General features: G+C 67.1%; 17 protein-coding genes. 14 read left to right on the forward strand and 3 right to left on the reverse strand.

Annotation, left to right across the window (positions count from 1 at the left end; genetic code table 11):
- Positions 1–116: 116 nt before the first annotated feature.
- On the forward strand, positions 117–2,762 hold the full coding sequence (alaS, locus tag IEW24_RS06800; RefSeq protein WP_188576587.1) for an alanine--tRNA ligase: 2,646 nt from the start codon (positions 117–119) through the stop codon (positions 2,760–2,762).
- 267 nt (positions 2,763–3,029) lie between these two features.
- Entirely contained in the window at positions 3,030–3,965 is a 936-nt protein-coding gene (locus tag IEW24_RS06805) for an AEC family transporter (protein WP_188576589.1), read from the forward strand.
- Positions 3,966–4,026: 61 nt separating this feature from the next.
- On the opposite strand, the gene IEW24_RS06810 is transcribed toward IEW24_RS06805, so the two are convergent.
- Positions 4,027–4,452 carry a hypothetical protein gene (locus tag IEW24_RS06810; protein ID WP_188576591.1) on the reverse strand — a complete coding sequence of 142 codons (426 nt, stop codon included), beginning with the start codon at positions 4,450–4,452 and terminating at the stop codon, positions 4,027–4,029.
- 314 nt (positions 4,453–4,766) lie between these two features.
- Between IEW24_RS06810 and IEW24_RS06815 the strand changes: the two genes are divergently transcribed.
- From IEW24_RS06815 to dprA, 4 genes are read left to right on the forward strand one after another with little or no spacing between them, the layout of a single operon-like run.
- Positions 4,767–5,714: an aspartate carbamoyltransferase catalytic subunit gene (locus tag IEW24_RS06815; protein ID WP_188576593.1), complete on the forward strand. Its 948-nt coding sequence runs from the start codon at positions 4,767–4,769 to the stop codon at positions 5,712–5,714.
- Between the two features lie 10 nt (positions 5,715–5,724).
- Positions 5,725–7,020 carry a dihydroorotase gene (locus IEW24_RS06820; protein WP_188576595.1) on the forward strand — a complete coding sequence of 432 codons (1,296 nt, stop codon included), beginning with the start codon at positions 5,725–5,727 and terminating at the stop codon, positions 7,018–7,020.
- A gap of 50 nt (positions 7,021–7,070) precedes the next feature.
- The gene (gene plsY / locus IEW24_RS06825; protein WP_188576597.1) at positions 7,071–7,694 is read left to right on the forward strand and encodes a glycerol-3-phosphate 1-O-acyltransferase PlsY; all 624 of its coding nucleotides are present in this window, start codon (positions 7,071–7,073) and stop codon (positions 7,692–7,694) included.
- Positions 7,691–8,815 carry a DNA-processing protein DprA gene (gene dprA / locus IEW24_RS06830; protein WP_188576598.1) on the forward strand — a complete coding sequence of 375 codons (1,125 nt, stop codon included), beginning with the start codon at positions 7,691–7,693 and terminating at the stop codon, positions 8,813–8,815. Before plsY ends, dprA begins: the two co-directional genes overlap by 4 nt.
- Before the next feature lie 9 nt (positions 8,816–8,824).
- On the opposite strand, the gene ruvX is transcribed toward dprA, so the two are convergent.
- Positions 8,825–9,343 carry a Holliday junction resolvase RuvX gene (ruvX, locus tag IEW24_RS06835; RefSeq protein ID WP_188576600.1) on the reverse strand — a complete coding sequence of 173 codons (519 nt, stop codon included), beginning with the start codon at positions 9,341–9,343 and terminating at the stop codon, positions 8,825–8,827.
- A gap of 213 nt (positions 9,344–9,556) precedes the next feature.
- Here ruvX and IEW24_RS06840 point away from each other — a divergent pair, with 213 nt between their 5' ends.
- The 5 genes from IEW24_RS06840 (at position 9,557) to IEW24_RS06860 (ending at position 14,363) form a co-directional block, all read left to right on the forward strand.
- A complete protein-coding gene (locus tag IEW24_RS06840) occupies positions 9,557–10,267 on the forward strand; it encodes a metal-dependent hydrolase (RefSeq protein ID WP_188576602.1) in 711 nt (236 codons plus the stop codon).
- 64 nt (positions 10,268–10,331) lie between these two features.
- Positions 10,332–12,188, forward strand: a complete 1,857-nt coding sequence (recQ, locus tag IEW24_RS06845; protein WP_188576604.1) for a DNA helicase RecQ — start codon at positions 10,332–10,334, stop codon at positions 12,186–12,188.
- Between the two features lie 110 nt (positions 12,189–12,298).
- Positions 12,299–12,586 (forward strand): Asp-tRNA(Asn)/Glu-tRNA(Gln) amidotransferase subunit GatC, encoded by a 288-nt coding sequence (gene gatC, locus IEW24_RS06850; protein WP_188576605.1) that lies wholly within the window; start codon positions 12,299–12,301, stop codon positions 12,584–12,586.
- Positions 12,583–14,067 (forward strand): Asp-tRNA(Asn)/Glu-tRNA(Gln) amidotransferase subunit GatA, encoded by a 1,485-nt coding sequence (gatA, locus tag IEW24_RS06855; RefSeq protein WP_188576607.1) that lies wholly within the window; start codon positions 12,583–12,585, stop codon positions 14,065–14,067. Before gatC ends, gatA begins: the two co-directional genes overlap by 4 nt.
- Positions 14,064–14,363: a chorismate mutase gene (locus IEW24_RS06860; RefSeq protein ID WP_244644196.1), complete on the forward strand. Its 300-nt coding sequence runs from the start codon at positions 14,064–14,066 to the stop codon at positions 14,361–14,363. The genes gatA and IEW24_RS06860 overlap by 4 nt, the downstream gene beginning before the upstream one ends.
- Before the next feature lie 39 nt (positions 14,364–14,402).
- Here the strand turns inward: IEW24_RS06860 and IEW24_RS06865 are convergent, their stop codons facing one another.
- On the reverse strand, positions 14,403–15,554 hold the full coding sequence (locus IEW24_RS06865; protein WP_188576609.1) for a glycosyltransferase family 2 protein: 1,152 nt from the start codon (positions 15,552–15,554) through the stop codon (positions 14,403–14,405).
- A gap of 136 nt (positions 15,555–15,690) precedes the next feature.
- Here IEW24_RS06865 and gatB point away from each other — a divergent pair, with 136 nt between their 5' ends.
- From gatB to IEW24_RS06880, 3 genes are all read left to right on the forward strand, one after another.
- Positions 15,691–17,169, forward strand: coding sequence for an Asp-tRNA(Asn)/Glu-tRNA(Gln) amidotransferase subunit GatB (gene gatB, locus IEW24_RS06870; protein WP_188576611.1), 1,479 nt, complete (start codon positions 15,691–15,693; stop codon positions 17,167–17,169).
- 213 nt (positions 17,170–17,382) lie between these two features.
- The gene (locus IEW24_RS06875) at positions 17,383–17,640 is read left to right on the forward strand and encodes a CopG family ribbon-helix-helix protein (protein ID WP_188576612.1); all 258 of its coding nucleotides are present in this window, start codon (positions 17,383–17,385) and stop codon (positions 17,638–17,640) included.
- Positions 17,640–17,942: a type II toxin-antitoxin system RelE/ParE family toxin gene (locus IEW24_RS06880; protein ID WP_188576613.1), complete on the forward strand. Its 303-nt coding sequence runs from the start codon at positions 17,640–17,642 to the stop codon at positions 17,940–17,942. Before IEW24_RS06875 ends, IEW24_RS06880 begins: the two co-directional genes overlap by 1 nt.
- The last annotated feature ends 10 nt before the right edge of the window (positions 17,943–17,952 follow it).

Raw genomic sequence — 17,952 nt, forward strand, 5'->3', positions numbered from 1 at the left:
CGCAGGCTGGAGTGAAACGCTTCCGCCCCGTGGCGCCCGGCCATCCGGCCGGGGAGGGCAGGGGCGTTCAGCGCCATCTGCTCCGGTCTTCGAATTCCAGGGTGTGGTGCCGGTACATGAGCGGCGTGAACGAGATCCGGTCGAGCTTCATCGACTACTTCGTCAAGAACGGGCACGAGGCGGTTTCCTCCTCCCCGCTGGTGCCGCGTAACGATCCCACCCTGATGTTCACGAACGCCGGCATGGTGCAGTTCAAGAACGTCTTCACCGGCGTCGAGAAGCGGCCCTATTCGCGCGCTGTCACCGCACAGAAATGCGTGCGCGCCGGCGGCAAGCACAACGATCTCGACAATGTGGGCTATACCGCCCGGCATCACACCTTCTTCGAGATGCTCGGCAACTTCTCCTTCGGTGACTATTTCAAGGATCAGGCCATTTCGCTGGCCTGGAACCTGATCACCAAGGAGTGGGAGCTGCCCAAGGAGAAGCTGCTCGTCACCGTCTATCATGACGACGACGTGGCCTTCGACCTTTGGCGCAAGATCGCCGGCCTGCCGGAAGAGCGCATCATCCGCATCGCCACCTCCGACAATTTCTGGGCCATGGGCGACACCGGCCCGTGCGGCCCGTGCTCGGAGATCTTCTTCGATCACGGCGACCACATCCCCGGCGGCCCCCCCGGCTCGCCGGACGAGGACGGTGATCGCTTCATCGAGATCTGGAACCTCGTGTTCATGCAATACGAGCAGATCCCAGGCGAGCGCCTGAACCTGCCGCGTCCGTCCATCGATACCGGCATGGGCCTCGAGCGCATCTCCGCGCTGCTGCAGGGTACGCACGACAATTACGAGACCGACCTCATGCGGGCGATCATCGCCGAGGTCCAGGAACTCACCAACGTGCCGTCCGACGGGCCGCAGAAGGCGAGCCACCGGGTGATCGCGGATCACCTGCGCTCATCTGTGTTCCTGATCGCTGATGGCGTGCTGCCGTCCAACGAGGGGCGCGGTTACGTCCTGCGCCGCATCATGCGCCGGGCCATGCGCCACGCCCAGCTTCTGGGTGCCCGCGATCCGCTGATGCACCGTCTGGTGCCGATTCTGGTGCGTGAGATGGGCCGGGCCTATCCGGAGATCGTGCGCGCCGAGCCGCTCGCCACCGAGACGCTGCTGCTGGAAGAAACCCGCTTCCGCCGCACGCTGGAGCGCGGGCTCTCGCTGCTGGAGGAGTCCAGCGCGGGTCTCGTGTCCGGCGCCCGCTTCCCCGGCGACGTGGCCTTCAAGCTCTATGACACCTACGGCTTCCCCCTCGATCTGACCGAGGACGCCCTGCGCGGTCGCGGCATTGCCGTCGAGCGTGAGACGTTCGACGCCGCCATGGCGAAGCAGAAGGCCGACGCCCGCGCCAATTGGGCGGGCTCGGGCGAGGCGTCCACGGACACCATCTGGTACGCCGTGCGCGAGCGCGAGGGCGCGACCGAATTCCTCGGCTATGACACCGAGCAGGCGGAAGGCGCCGTGCGCGCCATCGTCAAGGACGGCGCCGAGGCGACGGAACTTGCCACCGGCCAGCGCGGCTTCGTGGTGCTGAACCAGACCCCCTTCTACGGCGAATCCGGCGGTCAGGTGGGTGACACCGGTGCCCTGATCGGCGAGGGCGTGAAGGCGACAGTCTTCAACACCCAGAAGAAGCTGGGCGATGTGTTCGTGCATGAGGTGGAAGTCACCGAAGGCACGCTGAAGGTGGGCACGCCGCTGGAGCTGAAGGTCGATCACGACCGCCGCTCGGGCGTCCGCGCCAACCATTCCGCCACCCATCTGCTGCACGAGGCGCTGCGCCGGGTGCTCGGCGACCATGTGGCCCAGAAGGGCTCGCTAGTCTCCGCCGATCGCCTGCGCTTCGACTTCAGCCATCCCAAGCCCGTCACGGCCGAGGAACTGGCGCAGGTGGAAGACATCGCCAACACCTATGTGCTGCGCAACGAGCCGGTCGAAACCCGCATCATGGCGGTGGACGATGCGGTGGCCTCCGGCGCCCGCGCGCTGTTCGGCGAGAAGTATGGCGATGAGGTGCGCGTGGTCTCCATGGGCACCGATGCGGGCAACGGCGCGCCGTATTCCGTGGAGCTGTGCGGCGGCACCCATGTGGCCCGTACCGGCGACATCGGCCTCGTCTCCGTCCTCTCCGATAGCGGCGTCGCCGCCGGCGTGCGCCGCCTTGAGGCACTCACGGGCACCGTGGCCCGGCGCCATCTCAATACGGCCAACGCCGCGCTTCAGGGCGCTGCCGGCGCGCTGAAGGTGTCGGTGCCGGAGGTGGAAGCCCGTGTTGCCGTGCTCATGGAAGAGCGCAAGAAGCTGGAGCGCGATCTGGCCGAGGCCCGCAAGAAGCTCGCCATGGGCGGTGGTTCGGCGGCCGAGGACAACGGCCGCATGGTCGGCGACGTGAAGCTGCTGGCCAAGCAGGTTTCCGGTATCGAGATCAAGGATCTCAAGAGCCTGGTGGACGAGGGCAAGAAGCGCCTCGGCTCCGGCATCGTGGCCATCGTGGGCGTCACCGATGACGGCAAGGCCGGCGTCGTGGTGGGTGTCACCGCCGACCTCACCGATCGCTTCGATGCGGTGAAGCTGGTGCGTCTCGGCTCCGAGGCTCTGGGCGGCAAGGGCGGCGGCGGCCGTCCCGACATGGCCCAGGCCGGCGGTCCGGATGGCGACAAGGCCGATGCGGCGCTGGCCGCCATCGAGGGCGCGCTGACCGCCTGAGCGGAGGGGCTCCCCGGTTTGGCTTGAATGAAAAGGCGGGCGCAGGCCCGCCTTTTTGCTGTCCGGAAGGGCCCGATGCGCCTGCCCGTCCGGCGGCAGGGCGCCGGCGGTGCGGTCGGCCGGTCACAGCACATTTCAGACCGCTCGGGCCTGGGGGAGGGGCGGGTGTTTGCCTCGGCTCCGCCACGCGGGCCGTTACGACAATCAGCTCTGGCCCTCCCGCGGCGGGAGGTCTAAGCAGGCGGCCTGTTTAACGGGTAGCGCGTCATGGCCAGCATTCTCACCGCTCTTGTCCCGGTCTTTCTGGTGATTCTGCTGGGCGTCGTACTGCGCCGCGTGCTGCTGAAGAAAGCCGATCATTGGATCGCGCTGGAGCAACTGACCTATTACGTGCTGTTTCCGGCGCTGCTGCTGGTTTCGGCGGTCAAGGCGGACCTCTCCGGCGTCAGCGTGATCGCCGTGGTGGGGGCCATGCTGGGGTCGATCCTCATCATGTCCGCGCTGCTTCTGGCGGGACGGGAGCCTCTGTGCCGCATGCTGGCCATGGATGGGCCGGCCTACACCTCGCTGTTTCAGGGCGTCACCCGCTGGAACACCTATATCGCGCTGGCCGTCGCGGGGGGGCTCTATGGGGCTGCTGGCGTCACGGTGGCGGCGGTGGCGCTGGTGGCGATGATCCCGGCCGTGAACGTGGTCTGTGTGATCGTGCTGGCGCGCTATGTGGGCGCGCAGGCGCCGACACCGCGCTTCATCGGCACCCAGCTCGCCCGCAATCCCTTCATCTGGTCCTGCGCCCTCGGTGCCCTGCTCAACGGCTTTGCCGTGCCGGTGCCCAAGGTGGTGGTGGAGTTCGGCGACATTCTGGGCCGCGCCTCGCTGGCGCTGGGCCTGCTGGTGGTGGGCGGCGGGCTGGCGCTGGACCGGCTGAAGACCATCAAGCTGACGGTTCTGCTCGCAGTCGTGCTGAAGCTGGTGGGCAAGCCCGCCGTGGCGATCACTCTTGGGCTTGCGTTTGGCCTGCGCGGCACCGAACTGGCGGTGCTGGCCATCGTCTGCGCCGTGCCATCCGCACCCAATGGCTATGTGCTGGCGCGGCAGATGGGCGGGGATGCACCGCTGCTGGCGGAGATTCTCACGGTTCAGATCCTGGCGGCGGTGGTTTCGCTGCCGCTCGTGCTGGCGGTGGTCGGCCTCATCGGCTGAGCAGCGCGCAACAAAAAAGGACGGCCCGGAAGCCGTCCTTCTGATCTTTGGGAAGCGCTGCTCAGCACGGACCCCAGTATCCGCCACCCGGGCCGCCGTACCAGCAACGCGCGGGGCCCTGATAGACCACGGGCGGGGGCGGCGGGGGCGCGTAATAGACGGTGGGCGGCGGCGGGGGCTCCACATAGACCACGGCGGGCGGCGGCGCGGAATTGGCAGCGCCAGCGATGGCCGCAGCGCCCAGAATGCCGAGCGCGATGCCGGCGCCCACGGCCGCGCCATTGTTGTTGTTCCGGCGCCGGCCGCAGTTCCAGCAGGGCGGGGGCGGGCCGTAATACTGCGCCGCCGTCACCTGACCGGGGACCGAAGCGCCGACCGTTCCCGCGCCGGAGAACAGGGAAGCGGAAAAAGCGGGGGATGCGGCGGTCAAACCAAGCGCAGCAACGAGGCCGAGCGCGGCGACCCGTTTCGAAACACTGCCCATCATTACTCGTCTCCTCAGCGTCGCACTTGGCCGATGGCTCCCGGCCCACTTTAAACGCTGTCTCTATGGTCATCGCTCGTGATCAAAGCCGAATTATGTCTTTGCTCACGTCATCGTTAATACTCGGTTGCCCGGCTGAACGGTGTCTGAACAGATCCAGACCTTCCTGTGACTACTTGGAAGACACCAAGGCACACACGGCTACACCATGAGCTTTTGGGCAAAACAAAGACATTCCGCCGCAAAAGGTTCCCATCTCCAGCGACCCAACGCGCCCTTGCTCCGGCCGATGAGTCTCGCTAAGCCTCGGGCCTGCCATGACTGATGCTTCCGCCTTTACACTCGATCGCCGCGACCTGATCGGCATCGAAGGTCTTTCCGCGCCGGAAATCACCGGACTTCTGGATCTGGCGGAGGAATTCGTCGTCCTCAACCGGCAGATCGAGAAAAAGCGCACGACGCTGCGTGGCCGCACGCAGATCAACCTCTTCTTCGAGGCCTCCACCCGCACGCAATCGTCCTTCGAGATCGCCGGAAAGCGCCTCGGGGCCGATGTGATGAACATGTCGGTGGGCAACAGCTCGGTGAAGAAGGGCGAGACGCTCATCGACACCGCCATGACGCTCAACGCGATGCATCCGGACCTGCTGGTGGTGCGTCACCAGTCCTCCGGCGCGGTGGCGCTGCTGGCGCGCAAGGTGGATTGCTGCGTCATCAATGCCGGCGACGGGGCGCACGAGCATCCCACCCAGGCGCTGCTGGACGCGCTCACCATCCGCCGGAACAAGGGCCCGATCACCGGCCTCGTGGTGGCGATCTGCGGCGACGTGCTGCATTCGCGCGTGGCCCGCTCCAACATCCTGCTGCTGCACACTTTGGGCGCGCAGGTGCGGGTGGTGGCGCCCTCCACGCTGCTGCCGGCGGGCATCCAGCATTTCCCGGTCGAGGTGCACCGCTCCATGGAGAGCGGGCTGGAGGGGGCGGACATCGTGATGATGCTGCGTCTTCAGCGCGAGCGCATGGCCGGCTCCTTCATCCCTTCGGTGAAGGAATATTTCCATTATTACGGCCTCGACGAAGCCAAGCTGAAGCGGGCCAAGCCCGATGCGCTGGTCATGCATCCCGGCCCCATGAACCGGGGCGTGGAGATCGATTCGGCGGTGGCGGATGGCGCCCAGTCGCTGATCCGCGAGCAGGTGGAGATGGGCGTCGCCGTGCGCATGGCGGTGCTGGACGCGCTGGCGCGCAAGCTGCCGAACGCGTGAGGGACTGAAAATGGCCGAACCGCATCCCCTCCTGCTCACCAACGCCCGCATCATCGACCCCTCGCGGGGCGCGGATTTCACCGGCGACGTGCTGCTCTCCGGCGGCGTCATCAAGGATGCCGCCTTCGGCATCGCCGCCGCCGGCATTCCGGATGGCGCGGAAGTCGTGGACTGCAAGGGCGCCGTGGTGGCGCCCGGCCTCGTGGACATGCGCGCCTTCGTCGGCGAGCCCGGCGCCGAGCATCGCGAGACGCTCGCGTCCGCCAGCCATGCGGCGGCGGCGGGTGGCGTCACCACCATCGTCTGCCAGCCGGATACGGATCCGATCGTGGATGATCCGGCCATCGTGGACTTCATCCTGCGCCGCGCCCGCGACACCGCCGTGGTGCGCGTGCACCCCATGGCGGCCCTCACCAAGGGCCTGCATGGCACGGAGATGACCGAGATCGGCCTGCTTCAGGCCACCGGCGCCGTCGCCTTCACCGATGGCGCGCGCTCCATCGCCTCGGCGCAGGTGTTCCGCCGTGCCCTGTCCTATGCCCGCGATTTCGATGCGCTGATCGTCCATCACACCGAGGACGCCACCATGTCCGGCGGGGCGATGAACGAGGGGCTGTTCGCTTCCCGTCTCGGCCTCGGCGGCATTCCGAAGGCGGCTGAGACCATCGTTCTGGAGCGCGACCTGCGCCTCGTGGACGGGGTGCGGGGGCGCTATCACGCCGCCTCGCTCACCTGCCGCGAATCGCTGGAAGTGCTGGCGCGCGCCAAGGAGGCGGGGCTGCCCGTCACCTGCTCGGTGTCGGTGAACCACCTCAGCTTCAACGAGCGCGACATCGCCGAGTACCGGACCTTCTTCAAGCTCTCGCCGCCGCTGCGGGGGGAAGAGGATCGCCGGGCGCTGGTGGAGGCGCTGTCCTCGGGCCTGATCGACGTGGTGGTGTCTGACCACAATCCGCAGGACGTGGAAGTGAAGCGCCTGCCGTTCGCGGAGGCGGAGGCCGGCGCCATCGGCCTTGAGACGCTGCTGACTGCGACCCTTCGTCTCGTGCATGCGGGTGACGTGGACCTCGTCAACGCCCTGCGCGCCGTCTCCACCCGCCCCGCCGAACTGCTGGGTCTGGATGCGGGAACCTTGCGGCCCGGTGCTCCGGCGGATGTCATCGTGTTCGATCCCGAGATGTCGTGGGTGCTCGATCCGGCCACGCTGAAGTCGCGCTCGCGCAACACGCCCTTCGATGGCGCCCGCCTTGAAGGCCGGGTGCTGCGGACCATCGTTGCCGGACGCACGGTGTACGAATACGTTTGAAACCCTGAGTGGTGAGGGCGTGCCCCTCGCCACGCCGCAATGAGAGCTGAATGCCGGTGTCCTCCGTTCTCGTCTGGCAGTTGCCGCCGGTGCTCGCCTTGGCCGCACTCGTGCTTGGCTATGTGCTGGGCTCGATCCCCTTCGGCATCCTGATCACCCGCTTCGCCGGCACCACCGACATCCGCACCATCGGCTCCGGCAATATCGGCGCCACCAACGTGCTGCGCACCGGCCGCAAGGATCTGGCCGCGCTCACCCTGCTCGGCGATGCGCTGAAGGGCACCGTGGCGGTGCTGATCGCCCGCTGGCTGTGGGGGGCGGATGCGGCACTGGTGGCGGGCCTCGGCGCCTTCCTCGGCCATCTGCTGCCGGTATGGCTGAAGTTCAAGGGGGGCAAGGGCGTGGCGACCTTCCTCGGCATCGCGCTGGGCCTCTACTGGCCGCTGCTGCTGGTGTTCGCCGCCACATGGCTCGGCATGGCCTTCCTGTTCCGCTATTCCTCGCTGGCGGCGCTCACCGCAGCCATCACCACGCCCATCGCAGCCTTCCTGCTGGGTGGGCCGAAGATGGGGCTCTTGATGGCGGTGCTGGCGGTGCTGCTGTGGATCAAGCACCACCAGAACATCTCCCGCCTGCTGGCCGGCACGGAAACCAAGATCGGCGCCAAGGGATGACTGGTGGCGGGACGCGGCTCCTGAGGGCGCAGCGTCTCGACTGGCTGCGGCTCATCCGCACCGAGAATGTGGGCCCGCGCACGTTTCGCGTACTTGTGAATCAGTTCGGCGGCGCGGCGCCGGCGCTTGAGGCCCTGCCGCATCTGGCGCGCAAAGGCGGTCGGCTGATCCCGCCGCGCATTCCCTCACGCGACGAAGCCGAAAAGGAGCTGGACGCGCTGGAGCGTCTCGGCGGCCGGCTGATCATTCTGGGCGACAGGATCTATCCGCAGGCACTGCGGGTGCTCGACGATGCGCCGCCCGTTCTCTCCGTGCGCGGGCAGGATGCGGTGCTCGCCGCGCCCAAGGTCGCCATTGTCGGCGCCCGCAACGCCTCCGCCGCCGGGCGCACGCTGGCCGCGCGGTTCGCGCGCGAACTGACGTCGGCCGGCTTTGTGGTGGTGTCCGGCCTTGCGCGGGGCATCGACACCGCTGCCCATGAGGCGAGCCTTCAGGGTGGCACCATCGGCGTGTTTGCGGGCGGGCTGTCGCGGCCCTATCCGGCGGAGAATATTCCGCTCATCGAGAAGGTGGCCGAACTGGGCGCCGTGGTCTCCGAGATGCCGCTGGGCTGGGAAGCGCGGGTGCGGGATTTCCCCCGGCGCAACCGGCTGGTGTCGGGCATGTCGCTGGGCGTGGTGGTGGTGGAGGCGGCCGAGCGTTCGGGGTCTCTCATCACCGCGCGGCTGGCGGCGGAACAGGGGCGGGAGGTGTTCGCCATTCCCGGCTCGCCGCTCGATCCGCGCGCCGGCGGCAGCAATCGGCTGCTGAAATCCGGCGCCACGCTGGTCACGGAACCGCAGGATGTGATCGAGGCGCTGCGGCCCCTGCTGGAACGACCGCTGCCCGGAGAAGAGGAAGGCCGCATGGAGGCACCGCGCCTCCCGCGTCCCGACGATACCGGGCCTCCGGAGACGGTGCGGGCCCGCATCATCGAATTGTTGTCACCCGTGCCCACCAGTCTCGACGATCTGGTGCGCTTGTCTGGAGCGAGCGCCGCCGAGGTGCAGGTGGTGCTGCTTGAGCTGGAACTGGCCGGGCGGCTGGAGCGCCAGCGCGGCGGGCTCGTTGCGCTGATCTGAGGCTTGTCCTCAGAACCGCCGTCCGTTCAGGAAGTCGATGGCCCCTTGCAGGATGAAGGCGGCGGCGTGCTGGTCGATGACGTTCGCCCGCTTGGCGCGGCTCACATCGGCCGAGATCAGCGCCCGCTCCACGGCCACCGTGGACAGGCGCTCGTCCCAGAAGGCGATGGGCCGGCCGGACATCCTCGCGAAATTGCGCGCGAAGGCACGGCTCGCCTGCACGCGCGGACCTTCCGAGCCGTCCATGTTCAGCGGCAGGCCGAGCACGAAGGCCACCGCCTTGCGCTCCTCCGCCAGCACCAGCAGGCGCTGGGCATCCTGCGTGAACTTGGTGCGCCGCACGGTCTCCACCACGGTGGCGAGCCGGCGGTCGGGATCGCAGGTGGCCACCCCGATGGTCTTGGTGCCGAGGTCGAGCCCCAGAATCGTGCCGCGCGGCGGCAGATGGGCCGCGATGTCGGCCAGCGGCGCCACAGGGGCGACCGGGGCCGCGGAAGCGGGCGGGGTGGGGGAGGCGTCATCACTCATGGGCGCACATAACCCGTGTTCCGGCCATTAAGCTATCGCCACATGCCGGATGACGGCGGACAAGGGCAGGATCGGGGAACGACAGGCGGGACAACGCGTTGCGGGCAAGCGTGGCTTCCCTGATACTCCGCGCCGATCCGCGCTCCATTCATCCCGCATTTCAAGACCCCTCCCGCGCGGGCTTTCCCGCGACAGCTCAAAAGGGCCCATCCCATGAAGATCACCTGGCTTGGACATGCCGCCTTCCGCTACGACTTTGCCGGCAAGGCGGTGCTGATCGACCCCTTCCTGACCCACAACCCCACCTTCAAGGGCGATGTGGCCGAGGTCGCCAGGGGCGTGGATCACATCCTTCTGACCCACGGTCATGGCGATCATATCGGCGATACGGTTTCCATCGTTAAGGCGGCGGAGGCTGAGGGCCGTACGATCACCGTCGTGGCCAATCCGGAGCTTTGCTATTATCTCGGCGGGCAGGGCCTCACGGCCCTTGCCATGATGGGACTTGGCGGCGTGCAGGCCCTCGATGGCTTCACGGTCGCCATGGTGCGCGCAGACCACACGTCCGGTAGCGAGAGCCCCACGCCCGTCTATCTCGGCACGCCCTCCGGCCTCATCGTGACGCCCACGGGTGGGCCGGGCGTCTGGCATCTGGGCGACACAGACATCTTCTCCGACATGGCGCTGATCAGCGAGATCCATAAGCCCAAGGTGGCGATCGTGCCCATCGGCGACCGCTTTACCATGGGGCCGCGCACGGCGGCGCTGGCGGTGCAGCGCTTCATCGACGTGGAGACGGTCATCCCCTGTCACTATGGCACCTTCCCGCTGCTGGTGCCGGATGCTTCCCGCTTCGTTGCGGCGCTGGAAGGCCATCCGGTGAAGGTGCTGGTGCCGAAGAGCGGCGAGAGCGTCGAGGTCTGATCCTTGTGAACGCCGGCCGGGATCGCGCGTTGCCCGGCCGGCGCTCCAAGGTATAAGGGAGCCCATGCTTCCCGTTCAGCCGCTTGAGTCGACCTCGGATCAGTCGACCCAGAATCTGTCGACCTCCGACCCGAAGGACGTGCTGCGCCACGTCTTCGGCTATGACAGCTTCCGGGGCCGGCAGGCGGAGATCGTCGATTACGTCGTGTCCGGTGGCGATGCGCTGGTCCTGATGCCCACCGGCGGCGGCAAGTCGCTCTGCTATCAGGTGCCGGCGCTGGTGCGTCCGGGCACCGGCATCGTCATCTCGCCCCTCATCGCCCTCATGCACGATCAGGTGCAGGCCCTGCGTCAGCTGGGGGTGAAGGCGGCCGCGCTGAATTCCACGCTCCAGCCCGCGGAGGCCCGTCAGGTGGAGCGGCAACTGGCCATGGGCGAGCTGGACCTGCTCTATGTGGCGCCCGAACGGCTGCTCACCGACAGCTTCCTGACCCTGCTGGACGGCGCGCGCATCGCGCTGTTCGCCATCGACGAGGCGCACTGCGTCTCGCAATGGGGCCACGACTTCCGGCCCGAATATCGCCAGCTGACCCTGCTGCACGAGCGCTATCCCTCCGTGCCGCGCATCGCGCTCACCGCCACGGCGGACGGGCCGACCCGGCGCGAGATCATGGAGCGGCTGCAACTGGACGAGGGCCGGGTCTTCCTGTCCTCCTTCGACCGCCCGAACATCCGCTATCGCATCGCGCCCAAGGCCAATCCCAAGGCGCAGCTGCGTGCCTTTCTGGAGGAGCATGAGGGCGAGGCGGGCATCATCTACTGCATGAGCCGCGCCAAGGTGGAGCAGACCGCCAAGGCGCTGAACGACGAGGGCCGCTTCGCGCTGCCCTATCACGCCGGACTCGATGCCGAGATGCGCGCCCGCCATCAGGACCGCTTCCTGAAGGAAGAGGGCGTGGTGATGGTGGCCACCGTTGCTTTCGGCATGGGCATCGACAAGCCGGATGTGCGCTTCGTCGCCCATCTCGACCTACCCAAGAGCATCGAGGCCTATTATCAGGAGACCGGCCGCGCGGGTCGCGACGGCCTGCCGTCCGAGGCGCTGCTGCTCTATGGCGTCGAGGACGTGGCGAAGCTGATCCAGTTCGTGGAGGCGTCCGACGCGCCGGACCAGCGCAAGCGCGTGGAGCGCCAGAAGCTCGATGCGCTGCTGGGCCTGTGCGAGACGGCCAGCTGCCGCCGCCAGGTGCTGCTCTCCTATTTCGAGGAGACGCTGCACGAGCCCTGCTGCAATTGCGACACCTGCCTGGAGCCGGTGAAGACCTTCGACGGCACGCAGGCGGTGCAGAAGCTGCTGTCCACCGTCTATCGCACCGAGCAAAGGTTCGGTGCCGGCCATGTGATCGACGTGCTGTTGGGCGTCCATACGGATCGCATGGGCAAGTTCGGCCACGACAAGCTGTCCACCTTCGGCATCGGCACGGATTTCACGCGCGACGAATGGCGCGCCATCGTGCGGCAGGTGGTGGCGATGGGGCTGCTCAAGGTGGATGTGGAAGGCCATGGCGGCCTGAGCCTCTCCCAGGAAAGCCGCCCGGTATTGCGCGGCGAGCGCACCGTCCAGCTCAAGGTGGAGAAGAAGGTCCGTCCGGCGCGCACTAGCGCAGGCGGGCGCAGCTCCAAGCCCGTGCTGGCGACCCCGGACGACGAGCGGCTCTACCAGAAGCTCCGCGCCCTGCGGCTCGAGCTGGCCCGTGCCCAGGGCGTGCCGCCCTATGTGATCTTCCACGACGCCACGCTGATGGAGATCGTCAAGCTGCGCCCGCGCTCGCTGGCGGCTCTCGGGGATGTGTCGGGGGTGGGCGAAGCCAAGCTGGAGCGCTACGGGCCGGCCTTCGTGGATGCGGTGAAGGACGATTGAGGCGGCGTTTCTGGCCCACTGCCCGGTGCATGCCGGAACAGCCACGCCACCGTAAGGCTTTCACCTGCCGGATGCCCTTGCTATAGCGGCCGGAACGTTAGGAGCATGTCATGTCTGTCGATCAGGCGACCGTCCGCCGCGTCGCGCATCTCGCGCGCATCGCGGTGCAGGAGGAAGAGCTGGAGCCGCTGAAGGGCGAACTCAACGCCATTCTCGCCTTCGTGGAGCAACTGGCCGACCTCGACGTGGCCAATGTGGAGCCCATGACGGGCGTCATCCCCATGGAATTGCCCATGCGCGAGGACGTGGTGTCCGACGGCCATTATCCCGAAAAGATTCTCGCCAATGCCCCCGAAGCCGAAGGCGGCTTCTTCACGGTTCCGAAGGTGGTGGAATGACCGCGCTCAACCAGCTGACCCTGACCGAGGCCCGCGAAGGCCTCGCCAAGCGCGAATTCACCGCTGTCGAGCTGACCGAATCCTACGTCTCGGCCATGGGTGAGGCGCGCACGCTCAATGCCTATGTGGTTGAGACTGCCGAAAAGGCGCTCGCCATGGCGGCGAAGAGCGACGAGCGCATCCAGTCCGGCGAGGCCGGCAAGCTGGAAGGCCTGCCCATCGGCGTGAAGGACATGTTCTGCACCGAGGGCGTGCGCACCACCGCCGGCTCCAACATTCTCGGCGAATTCGTGCCGCCTTACGAATCCACCGTGACGAGCCAGCTGTGGCGCGATGGCGCGGTGATGCTGGGCAAGCTCAACAATGACGAGTTCGCCATGGGCTCGTCCAACGAGACCTCGGCCCTCGGCCCGGTGGTGTCGCCGTGGCGGCGCGAAGGGGATTCCGCCCCGCTGGTGCCCGGCGGTTCGTCCGGCGGTTCCGCTGCGGCGGTGGCGGCCTATCTGTGCGCGGGTGCCACCGGCACCGACACCGGCGGCTCCATCCGCCAGCCCGCAGCTTTCACCGGCACGGTGGGCATCAAGCCGACTTACGGCCGCTGCTCGCGCTTCGGCATCATCGCCTACGCTTCCTCGCTGGATCAGGCCGGCCCGTTCGCCCGCACGGTGAATGACGCCGCCGTGCTGCTGCGCTCCATGGCCGGCTACGACGTGAAGGATTCCACGAGCGTGAACCGCGCCGTGCCCGATTATGAGGACGCCGTTGGCGCCTCCGTGAAGGGCAAGAAGATCGGCATTCCGCGCGAATACCGTCTGGAGGGCCTCGACCCCGAAATCGCCGGCATGTGGGAAGAGGGCGCGCAGTGGCTGCGGGATGCGGGCGCGGAGGTGGTCGACATCTCTTTGCCGCATACCAAATATGCCTTGCCGGCTTACTATATCGTCGCCCCGGCGGAAGCCTCCTCCAACCTCGCCCGCTATGACGGCGTGCGCTACGGCGTGCGCGTGCCGGGCCGCGACGTGGTGGAGATGTACGAGAACACCCGCGCCGCCGGCTTCGGCCCGGAAGTGCGCCGCCGCATCATGATCGGCACCTATGTGCTCTCGGCGGGCTATTACGACGCCTATTACGTGAAGGCGCAGAAGGTCCGCACCCTCATCAAGCGCGACTTCGACGACGTGTTCGCGCTGGGCGTGGACGCGGTGCTGGCGCCGGCCACCCCGTCGCCGGCCTTCGGCATCGGCGAGAAGAGCCATGCGGATCCGGTGGAGATGTATCTGCAGGACATCTTCACGGTGACGGTGAATCTGGCCGGCCTGCCGGGCATCTCCGTGCCCGCCGGCTTCTCCGGCAAGAACCTGCCGCTGGGCCTCCAGCTCATCGGCCGTCCCTTCGAGGAGGAGACGCTGTTCTCGCTGGCGCAGGTGATCGAGGACGCGGCCGGCCGCTTCCCCGTGGAAGACCTGTGGTGGAAGGCGTGAGCGAGGAGCACGAAGCCGCCGCCTGGCGCGTCCTGAAGGAAGCGCGGGTGGAGATCGACACCATCGACGCCCAGATCGTGGACCTGCTCGCCGCCCGCTTCGCGGTGGTGGAGCGGGTGCTCGAGCTGAAGAAGGAGGCGGGCCTGCCCGCCCTCCTTCAGGATCGGGTGGACGACGTTGTGGCGCGGGTGCGCGAACGGGCGGTGAGTTCCGACGCGCCGCCGGAACTGGTGGAGGCGCTGTGGCGCTTCCTGATCCAGTGGACCATCGAATATGAAGAAGCCCGCCTCGGTTGAGGCGGGCTTCGGCCTTTCTGGAGCCGAATAAAGCCGGCTTTACGCGGCCCGTGCCGCCCGGCGCTTCGACAGGGAGCGCGTCAGCCGCCGGCCCACGGCCTTCCAATAGGCCTTTGCCAGTTTCGAGGGCGAGGAGGTCAGCCGCTGCACCTCCATCTCGCGCTGGTGAGCGTTCTGGCCGGCGATCCGCAAGTCCAGCATCAGCGCCTTGTTTTCCTCGACGAGCTTGCCGACCGCATCGGTGGTGAGGGTGCCGCCGGACGCCTTTATCAGCGCGTCCGCGGTGGCGGCGGCGGCAATGAGCTGATCCAGCATGCCGACCAACTGGTCATATGGCGGAGAGACGGCGAGTTCCGGCCACTTGAGCGCGCCATGGCGCTCCGTGAAGGGGCGGGGCCGGGCGGTCTCCATTTCGTAGTTGCGGCAATAGGTGGGAACGATGGCGGCGTCCGCGCTCAGCGCGAAGCGGGGCTCCGCGCGCAGTGTCTCCACGCCGGCCATGGAATCCCCTGCCAGGATGGGATCGTAGTCGCCCCGGCTGCGCCAGCCCACATAGTGCTTGAGGCACTTGATGGCGATCTGGTCCACGGAACGGATGGCGAAATGGGCCAGCGGCACATGCGGCAGGATGAAGGTCGGAACGCCAGCCCCGTGGCTGATGAGGTGATGGTTGCCCTCGGAAAAGGCGAGGCTGGCATCATCCAGCATGGCGCGCGGGGCGATGGACTTGAAGATGGCCGACGTATCGCAGGGCAGGGTCCAATGCAGGCGGGCGAGCGGATCGACCAGGTCCAGGTTGTCGTCCGGCCCGGCGAGATAGCGCAGCTCGGCGAAGGCCCCGGCCATGCCCGGCGGTATGGCCGCAAGATCGGCCTCGAACACCGCGCGCTCGGACGCGCAGATCAGTTCGTCCGCATCAAGTGCGAGCACGAAGTCCCAGTCGTCCGCCTGCCGGATGAGATGCAGGGCCCCCGTGGTGCGGCGGGCCTGATGGAAAGCGCCCGTCCAGCCATCTTCGAGCACTTGCACCCTGTCGCTCTCGGCGGTGAGGCGGCGCAGGATCTCCGGCGTGTTGTCCGTCGAGCGGTCGTCGATGAGGTACATGCGATCGACGAAATGGAGGTTGTGACGGACGAAACCCTCAAGGATGTCGGCCTCGTTCTTCACGAGCGAAATGGACGCAATGCGCATGGGGAAGGTGGCCGGACCTGTTGCTTGGGCTGGCTTCTTCTGGGTGGCGGGGGCCCTCAAGTCAATCAGTGCGGTTGCCACGCCTTGGCGGGGGGAGTAGGGGACAGACAGACGTTTTCATCCTCAAGGGATACTGATGACCGCTCACGTTCGCCCCTCTGACGCGAAGAAGCTCATCAAGGGCGCCACCGGCAATTGGGAAGTGGTGATCGGCATGGAAATCCATGCCCAGGTCTCGTCCAACGCCAAGCTGTTCTCCGGCGCTTCCACCGCCTTCGGCGGCCAGCCCAACGACCATGTCTCGCTGGTGGACGCGGCCATGCCGGGCATGCTGCCGGTCATCAACAAGGAGTGCGTGGCGCAGGCGGTGCGCACCGGTCTTGGCCTGAAGGCGCAGATCAACCTGCGCTCCACCTTCGACCGGAAGAACTATTTCTACCCGGACCTGCCGCAGGGCTACCAGATCAGCCAGTTCAAGAGCCCAATCGTGGGCGAGGGCGAGGTGATCGTGGACCTGCTGGACGGCGAAAGCTTCGTCGTCGGCATCGAGCGCCTGCATCTGGAGCAGGACGCCGGCAAGTCCATCCACGATTTGTCTCCCACGCTCTCCTTCGTGGATCTCAACCGCTCCGGCGTGGCGCTGATGGAGATCGTGTCGCGGCCCGACCTGCGCTCGTCGGAAGAGGCGCGCGCCTATGTGACCAAGCTGCGCTCCATCCTGCGCTATCTCGGCACCTGCGACGGCGACATGGAGAAGGGCAACCTGCGCGCGGACGTGAACGTCTCCGTGCGCCGCCCCGGCGAGCCGCTGGGCACGCGCTGCGAGATCAAGAACGTCAATTCCATCCGCTTCATCGGCCAGTCGATCGAGGTGGAGGCCCGCCGCCAGATCGAGATTCTGGAGGATGGCGGCTCCATCGATCAGGAAACCCGCCTGTTCGACCCCAACAAGGGCGAGACGCGCTCCATGCGCTCGAAGGAAGAAGCGCATGATTATCGCTACTTCCCCGATCCGGACCTGCTGCCGCTGGTGATCCATGCGGATTTCGTCGAGGGCCTGAAGGGCGAGCTGCCGGAACTGCCAGACGAGAAGAAGGCCCGCTTCATCGCGAGCTTCGGCCTCAGCTCCTATGACGCCAGCGTGCTGGTGGCCGAGCGGGACACGGCGGACTATTTCGAACAGGTGGCCAAGGGGCGCGACGGCAAGGCGGCGGCGAACTTCGTCATCAACGAGCTGTTCGGCCGCCTCAACAAGGACGGCAAGGACGTCACCACCTCGCCGGTGTCCCCGGCGCAGATCGGCGCCATCGTGGATCTGATCGGCGAGGGGGTCATCTCCTCCAAGATCGCCAAGGATCTGTTCGAGATCATCTACACCGAGGGCGGCGATCCGCGCGTGGTGGTTGAGGAGCGCGGCCTCAAGCAGGTGACGGACACAGGCGCCATCGAGAAGGTGGTGGACGAGATCATCGCCGCCAATCCGGACAAGGTGGCGCAGGTTCAGGCCAAGCCCACCATGCTGGGCTGGTTCGTGGGGCAGGCCATGAAGGCCTCCGGCGGCAAGGCTAACCCGCAGGCGCTGAACGACATCCTGAAGAGCAAGCTGGGCATCTGAGCCTTCTGGCCCATCGGGAATCAAAACGCCGGCCTTCGTGGCCGGCGTTTTTTGTTTAGGGCCGCACGTTGGGGCCCGGAGGCGGCTCCGTCGGTGGGCCGCTGCGTTACGCGCGCCTGCAGGCTATGTTTCGCCGCCAGATCGCGAGGCGGGCGAGGGCCTTCTCTCGCCTTCTGGACAGTGGCATGATCTCGGGCGTTGAAGGAGGCTACGATGAGCGAGGCGCCATTTTCCGCCCCGATCACCATTCGTGCGACGCAGGACACGGTGGACGAAATCGACGCCTTGGCTGCGGCCACCGATCGATCGCGCGATGACATCGTCAATCAGGCGATCCGGCAGTATCTGGAAGCCAACACGTGGCAGGCCGAACGGATAGAGTCGGGCCTCGCTGCCGCCCGTGACGGGCGCGTGATCCCGGCTGCGGAGGTTTACGCCGCCATCGCTGCGAAGCATGGCTGGAAGCTTTGATGCGGCTGGTCTACGCGGAGCCAGCTTCCCGAGACCTTGCCAGCATCATCGCATATATCGCCCTCGATAGTCCTGCCGCCGCCGAGACGGTCATTCGCAGGATCATCGAAAGCGCCCACAAGCTCACCCGTTTCCCGGACATGGGGCGCATGGGTCGCCTGCCCGGTACCCGTGAACTGGTCGTTCCGGGTCTTCCTTACCTGATCGTCTATCAAGTGACGCCCGATATGGTGACGGTGCTTGCCGTGTTCCATGGCTCACGCAACCTCGCCCGGGCCCTTGCGGAGCGCGGCAAGGCCTGATCCGGCCTCC

Source organism: Azorhizobium oxalatiphilum, from assembly GCF_014635325.1.
Classification (GTDB): Bacteria; Pseudomonadota; Alphaproteobacteria; order Rhizobiales; family Xanthobacteraceae; genus Azorhizobium; species Azorhizobium oxalatiphilum.